The 18,968-nt window shown below is 25.1% G+C and carries 14 protein-coding genes; 10 read left to right on the top strand and 4 right to left on the bottom strand.

All coding sequences use genetic code 11. The features are described from left to right. Positions 1–199 precede the first annotated feature (199 nt). Positions 200–553, bottom strand: a complete 354-nt coding sequence (locus tag H8S10_RS09810) for a hypothetical protein (RefSeq protein WP_347707675.1) — start codon at positions 551–553, stop codon at positions 200–202. Positions 554–808: 255 nt separating this feature from the next. On the opposite strand from H8S10_RS09810, the gene H8S10_RS09815 reads away from it, so the two are divergent. Next, positions 809–1,177 carry a helix-turn-helix domain-containing protein gene (locus tag H8S10_RS09815; protein WP_186838740.1) on the top strand — a complete coding sequence of 123 codons (369 nt, stop codon included), beginning with the start codon at positions 809–811 and terminating at the stop codon, positions 1,175–1,177. A gap of 45 nt (positions 1,178–1,222) precedes the next feature. On the opposite strand, the gene H8S10_RS09820 is transcribed toward H8S10_RS09815, so the two are convergent. Then, on the bottom strand, positions 1,223–2,014 hold the full coding sequence (locus H8S10_RS09820) for an EFR1 family ferrodoxin (RefSeq protein WP_186838741.1): 792 nt from the start codon (positions 2,012–2,014) through the stop codon (positions 1,223–1,225). A 320-nt stretch (positions 2,015–2,334) separates the two neighbouring features. Between H8S10_RS09820 and H8S10_RS09825 the strand changes: the two genes are divergently transcribed. The 9 genes from H8S10_RS09825 to fliB all read left to right on the top strand — a co-directional run bounded on the left by H8S10_RS09825 (position 2,335) and on the right by fliB (position 15,605). Then, on the top strand, positions 2,335–2,766 hold the full coding sequence (locus H8S10_RS09825) for a response regulator (RefSeq protein WP_186838742.1): 432 nt from the start codon (positions 2,335–2,337) through the stop codon (positions 2,764–2,766). Between the two features lie 294 nt (positions 2,767–3,060). Continuing rightward, entirely contained in the window at positions 3,061–4,356 is a 1,296-nt protein-coding gene (locus tag H8S10_RS09835) for a sensor histidine kinase (RefSeq protein WP_186838744.1), read from the top strand. Positions 4,357–4,640: 284 nt separating this feature from the next. After that, positions 4,641–7,883, top strand: coding sequence for a sensor histidine kinase (locus H8S10_RS09840; RefSeq protein WP_186838745.1), 3,243 nt, complete (start codon positions 4,641–4,643; stop codon positions 7,881–7,883). A gap of 299 nt (positions 7,884–8,182) precedes the next feature. Then, entirely contained in the window at positions 8,183–9,034 is an 852-nt protein-coding gene (locus H8S10_RS09845) for a DegV family protein (protein ID WP_186838746.1), read from the top strand. 199 nt (positions 9,035–9,233) lie between these two features. Then, on the top strand, positions 9,234–10,514 hold the full coding sequence (locus tag H8S10_RS09850) for a DUF389 domain-containing protein (protein ID WP_186838747.1): 1,281 nt from the start codon (positions 9,234–9,236) through the stop codon (positions 10,512–10,514). Between the two features lie 301 nt (positions 10,515–10,815). Next, complete coding sequence (locus H8S10_RS09855) at positions 10,816–11,613, top strand: YwaF family protein (RefSeq protein ID WP_186838748.1); 798 nt, start codon at positions 10,816–10,818, stop codon at positions 11,611–11,613. A gap of 175 nt (positions 11,614–11,788) precedes the next feature. Further along, positions 11,789–13,171 carry an MATE family efflux transporter gene (locus H8S10_RS09860; RefSeq protein ID WP_186838749.1) on the top strand — a complete coding sequence of 461 codons (1,383 nt, stop codon included), beginning with the start codon at positions 11,789–11,791 and terminating at the stop codon, positions 13,169–13,171. Positions 13,172–13,323: 152 nt separating this feature from the next. Continuing rightward, entirely contained in the window at positions 13,324–14,283 is a 960-nt protein-coding gene (locus tag H8S10_RS09865; RefSeq protein ID WP_055268466.1) for a tRNA-dihydrouridine synthase family protein, read from the top strand. Between the two features lie 179 nt (positions 14,284–14,462). After that, a complete protein-coding gene (gene fliB, locus H8S10_RS09870) occupies positions 14,463–15,605 on the top strand; it encodes a flagellin lysine-N-methylase (RefSeq protein ID WP_186838750.1) in 1,143 nt (380 codons plus the stop codon). Between the two features lie 52 nt (positions 15,606–15,657). Here fliB and H8S10_RS09875 read toward each other — a convergent pair whose 3' ends face one another. Both H8S10_RS09875 and H8S10_RS09880 read right to left on the bottom strand, forming a co-directional pair. Continuing rightward, entirely contained in the window at positions 15,658–17,142 is a 1,485-nt protein-coding gene (locus tag H8S10_RS09875) for a response regulator (RefSeq protein WP_186838751.1), read from the bottom strand. Next, positions 17,123–18,874: a sensor histidine kinase gene (locus H8S10_RS09880; protein ID WP_186838752.1), complete on the bottom strand. Its 1,752-nt coding sequence runs from the start codon at positions 18,872–18,874 to the stop codon at positions 17,123–17,125. Before H8S10_RS09880 ends, H8S10_RS09875 begins: the two co-directional genes overlap by 20 nt. Between the last annotated feature and the right edge of the window lie 94 nt (positions 18,875–18,968).

An 18,968-nucleotide genomic window follows, 5' to 3' on the forward strand; every position in this document is an offset into this window, starting at 1 on the left:
AGAAATGGTATATTATTGCATGAAAAGAAAATAGCGTAAAGGTATATTTTTACAGAGAATAGGAGGCTTATAACCTCCTATTTGTCGTGTCAAAAAACTTGTTCATTTAGAAATAATTTCATATAAATATATGAATAAAAAATAAAAAGACCGTCTACTGAAATGATTTTAAAAATCATTTCAGAGACAGCCCCTTTTTCTATTCTATAGAGAGAAATTCTTTATAAAAATTAAATTTTGCTTTTAGTAATTTATCAGAGTATCTACCATTTCTAGGGGTAAGGTCTTTGTATTTATTCAATAATAATTCAGCTCTTTTCTTTTTGGCTGAAATGATTAAGTAAGGATAAATATCTGAAATGAGATTTAATGCTGCATTATATTTAATAGTATAAGTATAGCAATTTTGATGTTTCTCAGGGTTATAATTCTTTTTATTTATAATAGTGCCTTTTCCTACGATTAATTTAATCCACTTTAATAGTTCTAAAGTAGTAGAAGCTATGGATACACAAGGAGAAGGATATTCATTTGAATGAAATTTTTGAAGCATTATGCACTTTCACCATCAATAATTCCTGCTATATATACTTTTTCTATTTCGGTCATAATACACCTTCAAAATAGAGCTTATATGAAAAGTATAACCAATATTAATAAAAATTATGGATATATAATATGGCTTGTCTCTACCGTGAAACCCACTAAGATCTAAATTGATTTTAATGGGTTATTTATATTGTTTTGAGATTTAGATATAGTAATATATAATTAAAGGATAAAGCTAATAAGGAAGTATGAAAAACTTATGAAGAAACGTGAAATAAAGTATCCAATAGAATTAGTAGTTTCATTATTGTGTGATAAATGGAAATTTATAATCTTGTGTAAGTTAAGAAAAGGTACAAAGAGGTTTGGTGAACTTCAAAATGAAATTGGTAATATAAGTGCAAAAGTTTTAACATCACAATTAAAAGAATTAGAAAGAAATAGATTTATAAAAAGAGAAGTTTACTCAGAAGAAGTACCAATAAAAGTAGAATATTCGCTAACAGAATTAGGTCAAAGCTTATATCCAATAATGAAATCTATGTTTGATTGGGGAATGAAAAATAAAGATAAATTTACAGAAGAATATAATATTATTATTGATGAAAACTTGAAATTTTCAAAGTAATAAGAAATTAATCCGTATCATTAAAAGTTTTATACGGATTAAATTTTAAGCTAAGAATATTTCAGGACTTTTTTCATTGTGAGCAAAATTAGTAATAAGCATATTCTGCATATTTTTATAAGGTTCTGAATTCATTACTTTAGCAGTTAATGGACATCTCTTAACACAGCTATTGCACTTTATACATTTAGAAATATCAATAGTTCTGCAGTCTGAAAAGTCTATAGCACTAGTTGGACAGTGCTTTGCACATATACCACAAGTAACACATTTTTCATTAGTTTCAGGAGCAAATGGCATAGGTGGAATATTCTTTTCTACATATGGTATGCTTCCAGGTAGGGTTAAAGAATTTAAATCTGATAATGAATTAATTTCTTTTAATCTTTTTATAATTTCACATCCAAAATCGGAAGCAGTTTTTAAATCTTCAGCATGTGGTCTTCCAGTAGCTAATTTACTTGTTGATGAATGTTCTGTAATAAAGGTAGCTGCACCTAATCCTATAAATCCCTTTGAGGTAAAAATATCATATTGTTCTAATAAGGCATCTTCATAATCTCTGTTACCATAAGTAGTTATAAACACCCCTAGTGTATTGTTAGCAGTAATCGTATCTATATAATTATGTAGTAATCTTGGAAATCTTCCAGCATAAGTTGGCATACCTATTATAACTAAATCATTACTGGAAAAAGTTATGCTATTAGTTCTGTTTTGTGGTAATGTTATATCAAATTCCTCATAGTTTGAATCAATAGATTCAGCTATAGCTTTAACAATTTTTTTAGTTCCACTAGTAGGACTAAAATATAATATTTTTAAATTTTTATCCATATAAATCATTCTTTCTATTTTGATAAAGTTACTATATCAAATAGGTGGAATATTAACAATAATGCACTTTTCAGTAAGTTACTTACTAAAAGGTAAGTAAGCTATTAGTCAATTTTTTTAATGTTTCTTCAGATAATTACTATATATAGCCATTACAAAATAAACTTACAATGAATGTAAAAGTAAGTTATAATAAAAGCCAATTATTTAGTTATTTACAAAAATGAATAAATTATTAGAATAAGGATAAAGTATTGACAAATAAATTCAAAATATATAACTATTATAGTATCTAAAAACATGGGAGGATGCTCATAGAGATGAAGATAGCAGTATGTGAGGATAAAGCTAAAGAAATTGATTTTCTTAATATTAAAATTAAAAAATGGGCAAAAGAAAAAAATATTGACATATCAATTGATAACTTTACAACAGCAGAATTATTTTTGTTTGAATGGTCTGATTATGATAAATATGACATAATATTTTTAGATATAAAATTAAGTAAGATGTCAGGAATCGAGTTATCAAATATAATAAGAGAAAAAAATAATAAGGTTGATATTGTATTCGTAACAGGATTTTTTAAATATGCATTACACGGATATAGAGTTGGTGCATTACAATATCTAATAAAGCCTATAGAAAGTTCTGATTTATATTTCTGTTTGGACAAGTCCCTAAATAGAATAACTAATGAATTTAAAGAATCTATACTTATTTTAGAGACAACTAAAAAACTATTAAATTAGATTATAATGATATAAATTATTGTATAATGTTCTCACCTTATATAGATATTCATACAAATTCAGAGAAAATAACATTAAGAAAGAAAATAAGTGAAATAGAAAAGATATTACCTAGTGAATATTTTATAAGATGCCATAGATCGTACATAGTAAATGTAAAGTACATAAAGGCAATAATAAAAAATAACGTATTGCTAGTAAGTGGTTTAAAAATACCAATAAGTAGAGGAAAGTATAAAGAGGTAAATGACGCTTTTATAAATTATATATGTCAATAAAGCTTGAGGTAATTATATGATTGATTTGTTTGTAATGGAAGTAATTGGTGACTTTATAAATGTTCTTATTATGATGTATTTTTTTAATAGGGTTATGCCACCTAAAAATAAAAGATATGGTCAAGTATGTACAATAATTATGATAATTATTTATACATTAATACCATCCAATTACACCAATAACGTAATTTTTAATATACACGGAAATGGAATATTTTTATTTATTTTTGGTTATTATATTTTACTATTAATATACCCTATTCTATTTAGGAAAGGGAGAATGGCAGAAAAATTTTTTTTATCATCAGTTTATATTACTATTATGTTAATAATTTCTTTTATAGTATTAATAGCAGTTGCAGAAATATTCAATACAACTATAGCTGAAATAGCTTTTTACGCTAATTATAAGAAAAGTATAGCAATATTTATTAATAGATTTATTCAATTTATATGTATTAGTATATTGTCAAATAATATAGGTTTTATAAAATATATAAAAAATAAAACTTTATATGTAGGAGGAACTATTTTAGTTTTTCACCATATATTAATATTTATAAAGGAAAGAGACTTAGTTGAAAGATTAGATAGAATAAATATAAATATTATAATAATCGTGTTTAGTTTATGTATAATTCAAATATTATTAATATATGTTTTAAATACATTCTCAAAAGAAACTGAGGAGAAGTTTTTGCTAAAAATGGAATTGGATCGTAAGATACATGATGAAGAAATTATAAATATGTATACAAGAATGATAAGATGGAAGCATGATGCTAGAAATCATATAAGTATGATTTTAGGATTATTAGAAGCAGGTACAAAGGAAGAAGTTATTTCATATATAAATGAAATAACTAGTAATATTACTAAGCTTGATAAAAATATGTATTCAAATAATATAGCTATAAATTCTATATTAATGAGTAAAATGAAAATGGCAGAAGAAAAAAATATAAAGGTAAATTTAAATCTGAAAATAGATTCAGAAATAAAAATTTCTAATGTAGATATATGTATTATTATGGGAAATATGCTAGATAATTCTATAGAAGCTTGTAATGTTATTGAGGGAGATAAATTTATAGATTTAAAAATAGCTTCTGAAATGAATAGATTAGTAGTTAAGATAAGTAATAATACTAATGGATATGTCAATGAAGTAAATGGTAGATTCTTAACTACGAAGCATAGTAATATGAATGGTATTGGTCTAATTCAAATTGATAAAGTTGTTAAAAAATATAATGGATATATTAATAGAAAACATGAAAATAATATATTTACTACATATCTAATGGTTTAATATAAAATTTAATTATAACATATTAAGGGATACTGATTTTAAACAGTATCCTTTTATTTTCTTATAGTTAAATTATTTAATAATACAATTTAGATACAAAAAGAGTAATTTAGTGACAAACTGAAAATAAATTAAAATAAATGAAGTAAAATAAATGAATTAAAACAATTAATATGACAATATTTTATATGAAAAATTAATGAATAGAAAACATATAAGTTTATTTGATATATTAATTAAAATATTAATCTAAATTAAAGTAGATTTAACAGTGAGAGGTTCTAATGTATGCGATATTAAAAATGTTAATTATATTTATTTTATTAAATATTTTCATGCCTATAAAATCAGTTAGAGCAATATTAAATGAGGCGAAATTTGAAAATATATCTATTGATGAAGGGCTTTCAAATGAAAATGTAACTTCAATATTTCAAGATAGTAGAGGTTATATGTGGATAGGAACAAAAGATGGGCTTAATAGATATGATGGGCAAATAATAAAAATATATAACTGTAATGCTAAGAATGAAAATACTTTGAGCTCCACTTACATAATGGATATAGAAGAAGATATTTATGGGAATATATGGATAGCTACTGATAATGGATTGGATTTTTTGATGGCTGATACAGGTGTCATTGTAAGAATGAAGGATAGAAAAGATAAGTATAACTTAGGGGAGTTAAGTATAACATCACTAATAAAGAGTAAATATGACGAAAATATTATGTGGGTAGGAACGGAAAATGGCTTAATGAAAATAGATGTTAGAAATAACTCAATTCAAGCTTTTTATCATGACCCAAATGATTTAAACTCATTAACAAATTCATCAATAACTTGTTTAGAAGAGGGGGAGAATATTTTATGGGTTGGAACTAAACAAGGGTTAAATATAATAGATAAAGATTTAAAAGTAAAAAGTAATAGAAGTAATAGTAGTAAAGATAAATTATTTATTTCAAATATGAGTATGGATAAAGATGGTAATTTATGGTTATCTACAAAAGAAGGTATTTTTATTTATAATCTAAAAGAAGAGAGAAGAGATTATATATATATAATTGATAGTGATAGTATTAAAGAATACAATATCACTAAAAATGCTATAAATAACATTTATGAATTTGGTGGTAAGAAGGTTAAATTCTACAATAACTATATTTTTAATGATAGTAATAATAACATATGGATATCTACTAGTAATGGTGTGATAAGATATTCAAGTGAGAACGAGAAATTTGATATATTAAAAAAAGATGAAATATCTAAAAATTCAATTAGTAGTAATATTATAACCTGCATTTATGAAGATTTTAATGGTACAATATGGATTGGAACGGATAAGGGAGTTAACATATTAAATGAAAATATTATATTTAAAAGTGTCAATAAATATGATAACAATGCAGTAGCTATGTTAAGGCACAATGATTATATATGGGTAGGTACTAAATTTCATGGTATATATATCTATGATTATAAGACTAGCGAACTAGTAAATATTTTATATGAAGAAGAAAATTTTAATTTAAAGGATAGATATATAAGATCTATGTTTGAAATTAATAATAAATATATTGTTGTTGTTACCAATAAAGAGTTAATATACTTTGATACCGATGAAAATTCTTATAGTGAAATACTTATTGGAGATGATTATTATTCAGAATTGAGCTATATGTATAGTGATTGGGAGGATATCTGGATAGCAACAACAACGGATTTTTACTCTTACAATATAAGTTCTGGAGAAAAGATATATTATAGCGAAAATATAAAAGAGTTTGGGATAAATCCAGGAAACATAAAATATATACTTCAAGATAATAAAGATGAAGATATTATTTGGTTAGGTGGAGTTAATATTGGGTTAATAAAATACCATAAAAAAAATGGTGTTATGGACAAATATGTAAGAGAAACTTTAAATGAGAATTCGTTAATAAATGATTATATAAATTGTATGGTATTTGACTCTAGTGATAACTTATGGATAGGCACCAATATAGGATTAAGCAAATTTAATTTAAAAACAAATGAATTTACTTCGTATACTACAGCTGAAGGATTAACTAATAACTTTATTAACTCTATTTTAGTTGATGATAATGGTGATATTTGGATAAGTACTAATAAAGGATTAAATAAATTTGATATAGAAGAAGAAGTTTTTACAAATTTCATAAAAATGGATGGTTTACATGGATATCAATTCAATTTAAAGTCAAGTTTAAAACTTGACTGTGGATATATAATGTTTGCTAGTACAGAAGGAATTACATATTTTAATCCAAGTGAGTTAAAAGAGTATAAAACATATAATAATGAAGTTATAATTGGAGATATATATGTTGGTAAAAATAAAGTTGTATATGATGGAGATGAATTAATTTTAGAGCATAATTACAAAAATTTATACATTAGTTATTTTTTACCAAACTACGAAAGGATAAATAGTATAACTTATGAATATATGCTTGAAGGGTTCGATTCAGATTGGATATATATTGATTCACGAAATCAGTTAGATTTTAAATATCTAGAATCAGGAAATTATACTTTAAAAATACGAGCTAGAGATGGACAAGGTGAAAAGACAAAGGAAACAAGTATTAAAATAAGAGTAAAAAATCCAATATGGAAAACCCAGTTAGCGTATATGATATATATATCTATAGTAATAGCATTGTTCATTTATATATTTAATTATGTTAAGATACTACGTCATTTGGTTAATCAAAAAACTATTAAGTTAAATAAACAATTAGAACAAAATAAAATATTAAGCCAGAAAATAATAGATAATGAAAAATTCAAAAATAATTATTTTATTAATTTATCTCATGAACTAAGAACACCAATAAATGTGATAAATTCAACAGTTCAATTGATAAATTCAATAAATGTAAATAAGGGTATAACATATGAAAAACTTAATCAATACATGGAGATAATAGGGAAAAATTGCAATAATTTATTGGAAATTATAAATGATATTATAGATAGTTCTAAGATAGAAACCGGAAAGTATAAAATTAATAAGAAAAACTATGATATAGTATATATAGTTGAAGAGACTGCACTGAACATGAGAAAATTTATAGAAGATAAAGGGATATCTCTTATAATTGATCCAGAAATTGAGGAAAAAATTATTTCTTGCGATGAAACTGAAATAGAAAGATACATAATTAATTTATTAGGAAATGCAGTAAAATTTACTCAAGAAGGCGGAGAGATTAGAGTATATATTAAAGAGGTTGAAAATAATATTGAGATAACTATAGAAGATACTGGAATAGGAATATCAAAAGAGGATCAAGAATTTATATTTAAAAGATTTGAACAAGTAGAAGGTACAAAAGTTACAAAAGTAAGTAGCAGTGGAATTGGACTTACTCTTGTTAAATATATAATAGAGCTTCATGGTGGATATATTAGACTTGAAAGTGAGATTAATAAAGGCAGTAGATTTACTATAGGGCTTCCAGACATAGTAGAAAAATTAGAAGATAACTAAAGAAAAATAAGCATTAGGAAATATTAAGAAAAATGTTGTAGAAATTACAGATAGATTAAAATGAGAGGCAGATTTATCTACGATTAGACAAAGTAATTGTTAGTGAAGATGCAACTAATGATATTGAAGAATTAGATGGAATTTACTAAATAGAACCGTACAGAGTTTTCTGTATGGTTCTATTTGGTATTAAAAGAAAAATATTTAATATTTAGATTGATAAGTAACAGATTAGGTTTAATAAAATAATTATTTAGGATATAATATAGCTAGAATATATAGGAAAAGGAGTAAGTTATATGGGTATTAAGATAGTAACAGATAGTACATCATATATACCTCAAGAGTATATTAAAAAATATGATATAAAAATAGTTTCTTTAAATGTTGTTATGAATGGAGATAGTAGAAGAGAAGTTGATATAGATAATAAATATTTTTATAAAGAAATGAATGAATCTAAAGAGATTCCAAAATCATCTCAACCTATCCCACAAGAAATGTTAGAAATTTTTAAAGGTATAGTAGAAGAGGGAGACTCTGTAGTTGGTATATTTTTGTCATCGAAAATGAGTGGAACATATTCTACTGCAAATATGGTAAAAGAGATGGTATTAGAAGAATATCCTAATGCTAATATACAGATACTTGATTCAAAAACTAACTGCATGCAAATGGGATTTGCTGCTATAGAAGCAGCTAAAGCTTCTAATGAAGGAAAAAGTATGGATGAAGTAATAGCTATAGCAGAATATGTATTTAATAATAGTAGATTCTTATTTACACCAGAAACTTTAGAGTATTTAAAGAAAGGTGGAAGAATAGGGGGAGCGGCTGCTCTATTTGGTAATATACTTCAAATAAAACCCATACTTACAGTAGTTGATGGAGAAACTTCTGTTTTTAAGAAAGTTAGAACTAGAAAGAAAACAATAGAAGAAATTGTAACTACTGTTTTAAATGATATAGAATCAAAAGGATTAGGTGACATTATCGTTCATCACATAAATTGTGAAGAAGAAGGGCTTAAGCTAGCTAAGATTCTAGAAGAAAAATTATGTAGAAAAGTGAGTATACAATCTATTGGACCAGTTATTGGGCTTCACGTAGGGCCAGGAAGTATAGGAATTGCATACTATACTAAAGAATAATAAAATAAATATATAAATTAAATTTAGAAAAAATTACTTTAAAAAAGATTCTCTAACATTTTTGTTAGGGAATCTTTTTAGTTTTGAATTATATATAGAGAATTTATATAAATTAATAATCTTTAGAAGTAAGATTATATAAATCTTACATATTGTAAATATTAATATTGATTGAATTTATTATTAAGGAGACGTATGTATGAATTTTAATATGGATAGGTTTAGATATGAATTTACTAGGAATCAAGCAAGTAATGAAGAAATATATGCAACTATATTAGAAGGGATGAATGTACATGGGTCTAACTTTATAATATTAATGTGTGCAATAATTATTGCTTCTATAGGTTTAAATATGAATTCAGTAGCAGTGATAATAGGAGCTATGCTTATATCACCATTGATGGGATCGATAATAGGTATAGGATATGGCGTTGGTACATACAATACTAAGCTTTTGAAAACAGCATTTAGAGTACTATCTATTTCTATTATTATAAGTGTAGTTACATCTACTGTATATTTTAGTATAACTCCTATAACTACTGCAGGTAGTGAAATTTTAGCTAGAACAAGTCCTACAATATGGGATGTAATAATTGCTTTTGTCGGTGGTGTGGCTGGAATGATAGGTTTGACACGGAATAAGCCAAGTAATGTTATACCAGGAGTTGCTATAGCAACTGCTCTTATGCCACCATTATGTACGGCTGGTTATGGTATAGCAACAAAGCAATTGAATATTTTTTTAGGTGCTGGATATTTATTTTTTATTAATGGATTTTTTATAGCTATATCAACATTTGTAGTTACAAAAGCATTAAAACTTACTACTAAGAGTAATATAGATTATGAAAAAGAAAGTAAAGTAAGAAGATTTATACTTATATCATCTATTATAGTGATGATACCTAGCATGGTTTCTGCAATTTGGATGATTACAAAAACTATAGATGAAAAAGATTTGAATGATTTTATAAGTAATGAGCTAAAAAATCAATATGTATTAAGTAAAAATATAGATTATAAAAATAATATTATTACATTAGTTACAGTTGGAGATAGTATAAATAGTACTGAGTTGAATTTTTTAAATGAAAAAATGGTTGATTATGGATTAAAAAATAAAAAGCTTATACTTAAGCAAGAAGGCATTAATATGTCAAATCTAGAACAGTATATAGATAGTATAAAAAATAATCAAAGGTATATTACGTCCAATAATACGGACACTAATAATAAAGAGAAGATTAATAGAAATGCTATATTTAATGAACTTAAATCTATATATCCAGAAATTAATAAATTATATTTAGGATATATATATGGTGAAAATGACGAAGAAAATAATATAGAAATACTTATAATATATAGCGATGTTGAAGATTTTAGTAAAAATATTGGAAATATTGAAAATTGGTTTAAAACTAGAATTAATTCGAATAATGCCAAAGTTTATATTGAAGGTAAAACTAGTTAGTTTATATTAAATTTTTGTAAATATTATATTTATAAAAATTATAATAGATTATAGGAAATGTATACCTCATAAATTATATAATATGGTTTAATGTAGGCCTCGTGTTATGCGAAGGTCTATTTTATTGAAAATAAATTATAGTATTAAAACTATTATATTAATATGATAAGTTTAAAATTTATCTAAAATTAAACAAAAGAAACAATTTAAAGATTAGTTTGCTTATATTAAGTTTCACTATGAAATAATTGTAATAATAGGGAATTTAGAATTAGTAATCACTAAAGTGGGGAGGTATTAAATGTATTTGTTGAATCAATTTTGGGCACCAAGAAAGGTATATAATCCTTGTGGAATGTTTACATATGGGCATATAGTATTACTACTAATAGCTATGCTTATATTAAGCATTTTACTATTAAATTCAAGGAAAATAACTAAATCACAAATTAAAAATCTAACAAAAGTATTATCGGTATTTATCACAATATTAGAAGCGATTAAAATTTATTTTAATTTTTACCATGGATATACTTGGATAAATGCGTGGTTTCCTATGTCATATTGTTCTTTATTTATATATGCATTATGGCTAAGTGGATATGGAAAAGGAAAGTACAAAAAGATGGGAGAAGTTTTTATTGCAGGAGTAGCTATAGTAGCAAGTGGGACATATTTATTAATACCTTCTACGTCATTGACAATGTATCCTATGTGGCATTACTTATGCATGTATAGTATGTTATTTCATACTTTAATGGTTTATATGGGAATATTATATCTTTGGAAAAAAGAAATAAAATTAGATATAAAAGGGTATAGAATGTATTCTATATTTTTCTTAGCTTTTTCAACTATAGCAATTATATTAAATAATGTTTTTAAAAGTAATTTGATGTTTCTAAAAAAGCCATCTACTATTCCAGTTCCTTTACTTCATACATTATATAATAATACTAAGTGGGGATATACTTTTTTAGTTTTTAGTGTATATCTGTTTATACCTTATGGTGTAACAAGTTATTTAAGCAGAGCTATAAAAAAGGCTAAATTAAATAGACAGAATGACTGTGATAAAGAAGTGATTAAATTAAGTTAATAGTAAAAAACAGTTTAGTTGCACACTCAATATTATGATGATATATTAGTATAGTTATGCAAAAAAAGATAATTGTAAAAAATTTGAAAGTTGATAAAGGGGCAACAAGAATAAAGCTAAGAACTTTCTTGAAAAAGTATGCAAAGATATAGATAAACAAAAGAGGAGGAGAAGTATGTCTAAGGAAAATGATGTATTAGGGACAGAATCTATAGGGAAATTATTAATAAAGTATTCAATACCAGCTATTATTGGTATGATGGTAAATGCTCTTTATAATGTTGTTGATAGAATGTTTATAGGAAATATACCAGGGGTTGGACCAATGGCTATAACAGGGCTAGGTGTTACATTACCAATAATGACTATACTAGTTGCTTTTGGTACCCTTATAGGAGTAGGGGCAACTACTAAGGTTTCAATAAAGTTAGGTGAAGGAAAAAGAGATGATGCAGAAAAAATTATAGGAAATTCTTTCACATTAACGATAATACTTAGTATTATAATCACATTATTTGGATTGTTGTTTTTAAATAATATATTAACTATATTTGGTGCAAGTGAAAATACTATTGTATATGCAAGAGATTATATGATTGTAATTTTAGCAGGTACAATATTCAATATGTTTTCAAGTATATTTGGTAACATAGTAAGAGGTGATGGTAACCCTAAGCTTTCAGCTATTATTATGTCAGTAGGATGTATTACTAATATAATATTAGATGCGGTATTTATATTTGTATTTAATATGGGAATACAAGGAGCTGCAATTGCAACTGTAATAGCGCAAGCAATTTCAACAGTATTAGGAATGATTTATTACTTAGGTGGTAAATCTAATGTAAGGTTTAAAAAAGAAAATTTAAAATTATATAAAGCTAGTGTTGCTGGAATTTTAATAATTGGAGTATCTCCTTTTGCAATGCAATTAGCAACTAGTGTAGTTCAACTTATATATAATTTCTCATTAAAAACATATGGTGGGGATTTAGCGATAGGAGCTATGGCAACTGTAAACTCAATAAGCATGATATTCGTAATGCCAGCTTTCGGATTTGTACAAGCTATGCAACCTATAGTTGGATATAACTATGGAGCTAAGAGATATGATAGAGCTAGAAAAACATTAAAAATAAGTTTAATTGCTGCTACGTTTGTATTTGTAATGGGATTTTTATTAACTCAATTTGCACCAGAAATGTTAGTAGGAGTATTTAATAAAGCCCCTGAATTAATGGGATTAACAATAAATGGACTAAGAAAATATACGCTTGCAATGCCAGTTATAGGTATATCAATAGTTGGAACTTATTATATCCAATCAACAGGAAAAGCAAAGATGTCTATGCTGTTAAGTTTATTAAGACAAGTAATAATCTTAATACCTTTAATTACAATATTGCCTAGATTCTTTGGAGTAAATGGTGCTTGGTTTGCACAGCCTATTGCTGATATTATAGCAGCAGTTGCAACTGGAGTAGTTTTATTTAACGAAGTTAGAAAATATTCCAAAATTAAAGACGATGAACTAAGTGAAGAAGTAAAAATTGCATAATAAAAATCGACTACATCAAAGTTAAGTCAATTTTGATGTAGTCTTTTTGCAATAACCTTTAACTATAAAATATTAACAAATAATATAAGTGGATAAGAAAAAATAAGACTGATATAATATTGCAGAGAATGTTTATTTAAAGGAGTCACCAGATGAAATTTTATTTAGCACCAATGGAAGGTATAACAGTACATATATATAGAAACTCATTTGAAAAGTATTTTGGAGGTATTGATAAGTACTTTACTCCATTTATAGTTCCTAATAATAGTAAGAGTTTAAAGACAAAGGAATTGAGAGATCTTTTACCTGAAAATAATAGAGGATTAAATATAGTACCTCAAATACTTACCAATGACGCAGAAGGTTTTATTACTACAGCTAGAAAGTTACAGCAATTAGGATATGATGAAATTAATTTAAATTTAGGTTGTCCAGCAGGTACAGTTGTAGGAAAAAATAGAGGTTCAGGATTTTTAGCATTAAAGGATGATCTTGATAGATTTTTAGATGAAATATATAAAATAGATGATATGAAGATTTCTATAAAAACTAGACTTGGTAAGAATTCGCCAGATGAATTTTATGATATTATAAATATTTATAATAAATATCCTTTAGAAGAGCTTATAGTACATGCAAGAACAAGGGATGATTTTTATGGAAATAAGCCAAACTTTGAGGTGTTTAAACACGGTGTTGACGTAAGTAAAGCACCTATATGTTACAATGGGGATATTTTTAAAGTAGAAGACTATGATAAATTTGTAAAAGATTTTCCAAATGTAAATAATATAATGATTGGAAGAGGTTTACTAGCAAATCCAGGCTTAGTTAATGAGATAAAAGGAATGGCCGGTGTTGACAAAAAGATATTAAAAGAGTTTCATGATGAAGTATTCAATACATATAGAGAGGTATTCCAAGAAGATAAAAATGCTATGTATAGAATGAAGGAAGTATGGGGATATATGATTTATATGTTCTCAGATAATAAAAAATATGCTAAGAAGATTAAAAAAGCTCAAAAAGTATCAGATTATAATCATGCAGTTGAAAGTTTATTTGCAGAACAAGAAATAGTAAATGGAGCTGGATTCTTTAGGGATTAATATTAATCAGAAAAACCGAGTTAGTATAATTAGTGAATATATACCTAACTTGGTTCTTTTTTATTTAGGAATTTTAATTACTTTTTCTTAGAACAACTTTTGGGAAGTATAATTTATTTAATAATTCTATTATAATAAATTATGTTTTACTAATAATATTAAAATTGGAGTTAAGATATATGGATAATAAAATAAATATCTCGAAAATATCAGGTTACGATAAGTTTAAATGTATTGCAGATAAATGTAAATTTACATGTTGTGAGGGTTGGGATATTTCAATAGATTCAACTACTTATGATAAGTGGAGGAGTATAAATGATAAAAATCTTTTTAGCAATGTTAAAATAAACAAATGCAGAGGTCAAAAAGACTATTTAATAGATAAAGAAACTAATGAAGTATGTCCATTTCTAGATAATAGAGGATTATGCAACATAGTGAAAAATAATGGCGATGAGTATTTATCTTTAACATGTCGCACTTTCCCAAGAATATATAATGAGTTTGAAAATATAACGGAGATATCATTATCATGTTCATGTCCAGAAGTGGTTGAAATTATTAATAATATTCCTGGAGAAATAGACATGGTTACTGAAAGTGATATTGAAGTAACTGAAGAATTATTAGAGCTTAAAATTAGAAAAAATATTATTAATATAATAAATAAAGAAAATATATCATTAGATAAGAAACTTATTATAAGTTTTCAAATGTTATTAAATATTTTAGATAATGAAGAAATTACAGAAGATATACTGCTAAATGAGTTTAAAAGATTTGAAGATAATAAATATATAAATGAGCTTGTAAGTATTTATAAGCAAATAAATTTAAATAAATATGAATCAATTGAAGAGCTAAATAATTTATTTTTAGATATTATAGAAAATTATAAAGATGTTTCAGGATTGGAAGTTCTTTTAAGAGATATTTCTGATTATGCAGAAGAAGTTGATTTAGAAGAGGTTACTGAGAATTGGAGTAAATTTAAAAAGAAGTTTGAGGAACATAATAGAATAATAAAGAATTGTATAATTGCTAAGGTGTTAAGTAGTTGTATTAGTGATGATGTTGAAGAATTAGCACTTTCTCTTGAAATGATAATAATAGAATATTTATTAGTTAGATATGCTGTATTTTTAAAATATTCTATAACAGAAGGTAATGATATAAATACTAGTGATATTAAAGATTACATTGTATGTTTTTCAAGAGTTATAGGAAATAATTCTGATTCAGTTATAGAGTTTTTTGAAGAGGGATTTGGTGATCCTATTTTAGAAATTGGATATTTATGTTTAATAAGTTTATTTTAAAAATAAGGCAGTATCTAAATTTTTAGATACTGCTATTTTAGTATTTAGATATTTATGTTTGCTTATATTTAAGTGGTGATACGCCAACATGCTTTTTAAATAACTTACTAAAGTAATAGTAATCTTTATATCCTACTTTTTCAGCTACTTCCGAAAGCTTTATATCATCATTTTTAAGGAGAGATTTAGCTTCTGTTATACGTTTTTTAGTTATATATTCTACTAGGCTTTCACCAATAATTTTCTTAAATGTAGAACTCAAATGACAGCTATTAATATAAAAATGAGATGATAAGTAATCTAAGTTTATATTATCAGAATAATAATTTTGGTCTATATATTCTTTAACTTTTATTATAGTTTTTGATGATATTGAATTTTTAGTATTCCTAGTTGTAGACTTTTCTTTTGATAATCTGTCATAACAATTATAACAATAGCTTTTAATAGAATTTAAATCTTTACTAGTATATAATAAATTAGTTATAAGATGGTCAAGATTTATTGGAGATAAATATTCACCATTACCTTCTAAAAAGACATCTTCTATAGATGATAAAAAACAATTCACTAATAATTTAAGAGCATATATGTCTTTAATATCACTGACTTTATCTATATAAAATTCAAAAGTATTTACTAAATTATTTGATGTGTTAGAACGAGCTAATAGCTCAAAGTCAAGCTTAAGGGTATTTGGAAGTGTACAAGCTTTATATTTGATATCATTAAAAGTAAATATTGAAAATTTATCAAAAAAAATCTTAGCAGGAAATAGTGTAATACATTCAAAGAAAGAATCTTTTAATTTTTTTATATCTTTGGAGTCTTTATTAAAATAGCAATATGATAATATTTTGTTTTCAATAAGAGAGTTAAATCTAGCTTTTATATTATCCGAATATATGCAGTTAACAAGTAATATTTTATTTTTTTTAGAAAGACCATATATAACATCAAAAGTTTCAAAATTTTTTTCTAAAAAGCTATATAGTTTGTTTAGATAAGATTCATGAAATAATTCTACTGATATAAAAATATAGTTATTATCAGTGATAGTAAGTGGAGAATTTTTTATGTCTAGATCATTATAAATAGAATCTACTATATATTGATATTTGGATTTTTCCTCTAATTCATGGATAGCCACTAAATTCTGATCTGACTTTTCTATTAATGATATACACTTTTCTATAGCATTATATAGATCAGATTTTTTTACAGGTTTAAGTAAATACTCGACGGTGTTATATTTAATAGCTTGTCTAGCATATTCGAACTTTTCAAAACCGGAAAGAAATATTATGTTAGTTTTATATAATTCAGATCTTAAGGTTTGAAGAAGTTCAATACCTGTAATCTTAGGCATATGTATATCAATTATTGCAATATCAATAGAATTGGTTCTAATAATTTCTAGTGCTTCTAATCCATCAGAAGCCTCATAAATATTGTTAAATTTAAATGTACTATCTTTTAAGTATTTTAAAAGCTTTGCTCTAATAAGATATTCATCATCAACTAAAAGTATATTCATCGCTGTATACCTCCTTTTTTATTGCTGGTATTACTATAGTAATAGTAGTTCCAATGTTTTTTTGACTTTTTATATTAAAAATACAGTTATTATGATAAAACAACTTTAAACGCTCTATGGTATTTTTTACGGCAAATCCACCTTTTGCCGAAGAGGAGATGTTACCAGTAATTACTTTTTGTAATTCATCTTCTGTCATTCCTATACCAGTATCCTTGATAGTAATTTTAAGTTCCTTATTAAAAGATTCAATACAAATAATTACTTTGCCTGTATCATCATAATTTTTTAGGCCGTGATATATGGCATTTTCTACTAAAGGTTGAATTAAAAGTTTTGGACAAGAGAACTGTTCTAAGTTATAATCACTAAGTATTTCATAATCAAAAACATCATAGTATCGTAACTTCATGATTTTTAAGTAACTTTCTGTTAGAGAAAGCTCGTCCTTTATTGAAATAATGTTATTCCCTTTGCTTAATGCCCCTCGATAGAAAGTAGAAAGGTTTAAAATCATATCTACAGCTTCATCATTCCTTTCAAGTTCAACTAAAGCTGAAATATTTTCTAGTGAATTATATAAAAAGTGTGGTTTTATTTGTAATTGAATTAATTCAAATTCAAATTCTTTCTTTTTTATTTGTTCAAGGGTTATTGTATCTAGCAGGTTTTTTATGTAAAATATTAGATCATTAAATTTTTTTGAAAGTAATCCTATTTCATCATCAGATAAAATATCTATCTCTGTTGACCAATTGCCTTTTTCAACTTGATTTATAGCTAAAGATAAGTTGTTAATTGGCTGTATAATTGATTTAGCAATAGTCTTAGAAAGAACATAAGATAATAATAAAGCTATTAAGGATAAAATAATTAGAGATAAAATAAGTGCTTCTTTATTTTTAATTAAATCTTTTAAGTATATATCAGCAACTATGTTCCAATCTAAGTTACTATGATATAGCATAAGAGTTAATTTATCCTCTTTTCTATTTTCTATTATTTTTATAGGATCATTTGAAGTAGCAAATTCTAAATTTTTTCTAAGTTTAAAAATGTTATCAGAAACTTCATTTTGATTAGAAGATGAAGTAATTACTCCATCGTTATTAATGAGAAAAAAATTAATGAATTTATTATATTTAGTGTTAGTATAATTTGCTGACAAAGTACTTTCATCAACAAAGACTTCTAAGTAACCAATTAGTTTTCCGGTATTCATATTAAATATCTGTTTTATTGTATATAGATAAGGATTTCCTGCTATGTTTGAAATTCCACCATACCATTTATTAAACTCCATATTATAATTAGCAAAGCTAATAAGTTTACTGTTTGTCTGAAAAGTAAAGTTATTTGTAGAGTGTAGTATGACTCCAGATATAACAGATTCTTTATACATACTATTATCTATAGCTCTTTGAACTTTTAACACATCTTTAGGGGTAGGATAAATGTTGTTTACACTGGAATTAGTTAGTATATTTTGAACATCTGAATCAATAATAATTCCAGTTGAACTTGATTCAGCAGAATTTAAGACCAAGTCAGTTTGATTCGCTATAAGTTCTAATGTATCTAACTCTCTAGAGATAGAGGTATTTTTTATATTATTGTAAGTAATGAAATATGCAATAAAAATAAGTAGTAAGATAATTGATAAAGTTACTAAGAATGAGAAATAGAACACTTTATCTTTAATAGATTTAAAGTTAAAAAAATTAATATCCATAAAATATACTCCAAATAAATTCTAAAGAAAATACAATGTACATCAAAGAAAATACATTTTGTACCAACAATGTAAATGTTAACATAGAATTAGA

Source organism: Clostridium sp. NSJ-49 (genome assembly GCF_014287725.1).
In the GTDB taxonomy this organism is placed as follows: Bacteria; Bacillota; Clostridia; order Clostridiales; family Clostridiaceae; genus Clostridium; species Clostridium disporicum_B.

Bases quoted from the DNA above. Each gene is read 5' to 3' on its own strand.
- H8S10_RS09865 (WP_055268466.1), top strand. From the start codon at position 13,324: ATGAAATTTTATTTAGCACCAATGGAAGGTATAACAGTACATATATAT.
- H8S10_RS09855 (WP_186838748.1), top strand. From the start codon at position 10,816: ATGTATTTGTTGAATCAATTTTGGGCACCAAGAAAGGTATATAATCCT.
- H8S10_RS09860 (WP_186838749.1), top strand. From the start codon at position 11,789: ATGTCTAAGGAAAATGATGTATTAGGGACAGAATCTATAGGGAAATTA.
- H8S10_RS09880 (WP_186838752.1), bottom strand. From the start codon at position 18,874: ATGGATATTAATTTTTTTAACTTTAAATCTATTAAAGATAAAGTGTTC.
- H8S10_RS09875 (WP_186838751.1), bottom strand. From the start codon at position 17,142: ATGAATATACTTTTAGTTGATGATGAATATCTTATTAGAGCAAAGCTT.
- H8S10_RS09850 (WP_186838747.1), top strand. From the start codon at position 9,234: ATGAATTTTAATATGGATAGGTTTAGATATGAATTTACTAGGAATCAA.
- H8S10_RS09845 (WP_186838746.1), top strand. From the start codon at position 8,183: ATGGGTATTAAGATAGTAACAGATAGTACATCATATATACCTCAAGAG.
- H8S10_RS09825 (WP_186838742.1), top strand. From the start codon at position 2,335: ATGAAGATAGCAGTATGTGAGGATAAAGCTAAAGAAATTGATTTTCTT.
- fliB (WP_186838750.1), top strand. From the start codon at position 14,463: ATGGATAATAAAATAAATATCTCGAAAATATCAGGTTACGATAAGTTT.
- H8S10_RS09835 (WP_186838744.1), top strand. From the start codon at position 3,061: ATGATTGATTTGTTTGTAATGGAAGTAATTGGTGACTTTATAAATGTT.
- H8S10_RS09820 (WP_186838741.1), bottom strand. From the start codon at position 2,014: ATGGATAAAAATTTAAAAATATTATATTTTAGTCCTACTAGTGGAACT.
- H8S10_RS09810 (WP_347707675.1), bottom strand. From the start codon at position 553: ATGCTTCAAAAATTTCATTCAAATGAATATCCTTCTCCTTGTGTATCC.
- H8S10_RS09840 (WP_186838745.1), top strand. From the start codon at position 4,641: ATGTATGCGATATTAAAAATGTTAATTATATTTATTTTATTAAATATT.
- H8S10_RS09815 (WP_186838740.1), top strand. From the start codon at position 809: ATGAAGAAACGTGAAATAAAGTATCCAATAGAATTAGTAGTTTCATTA.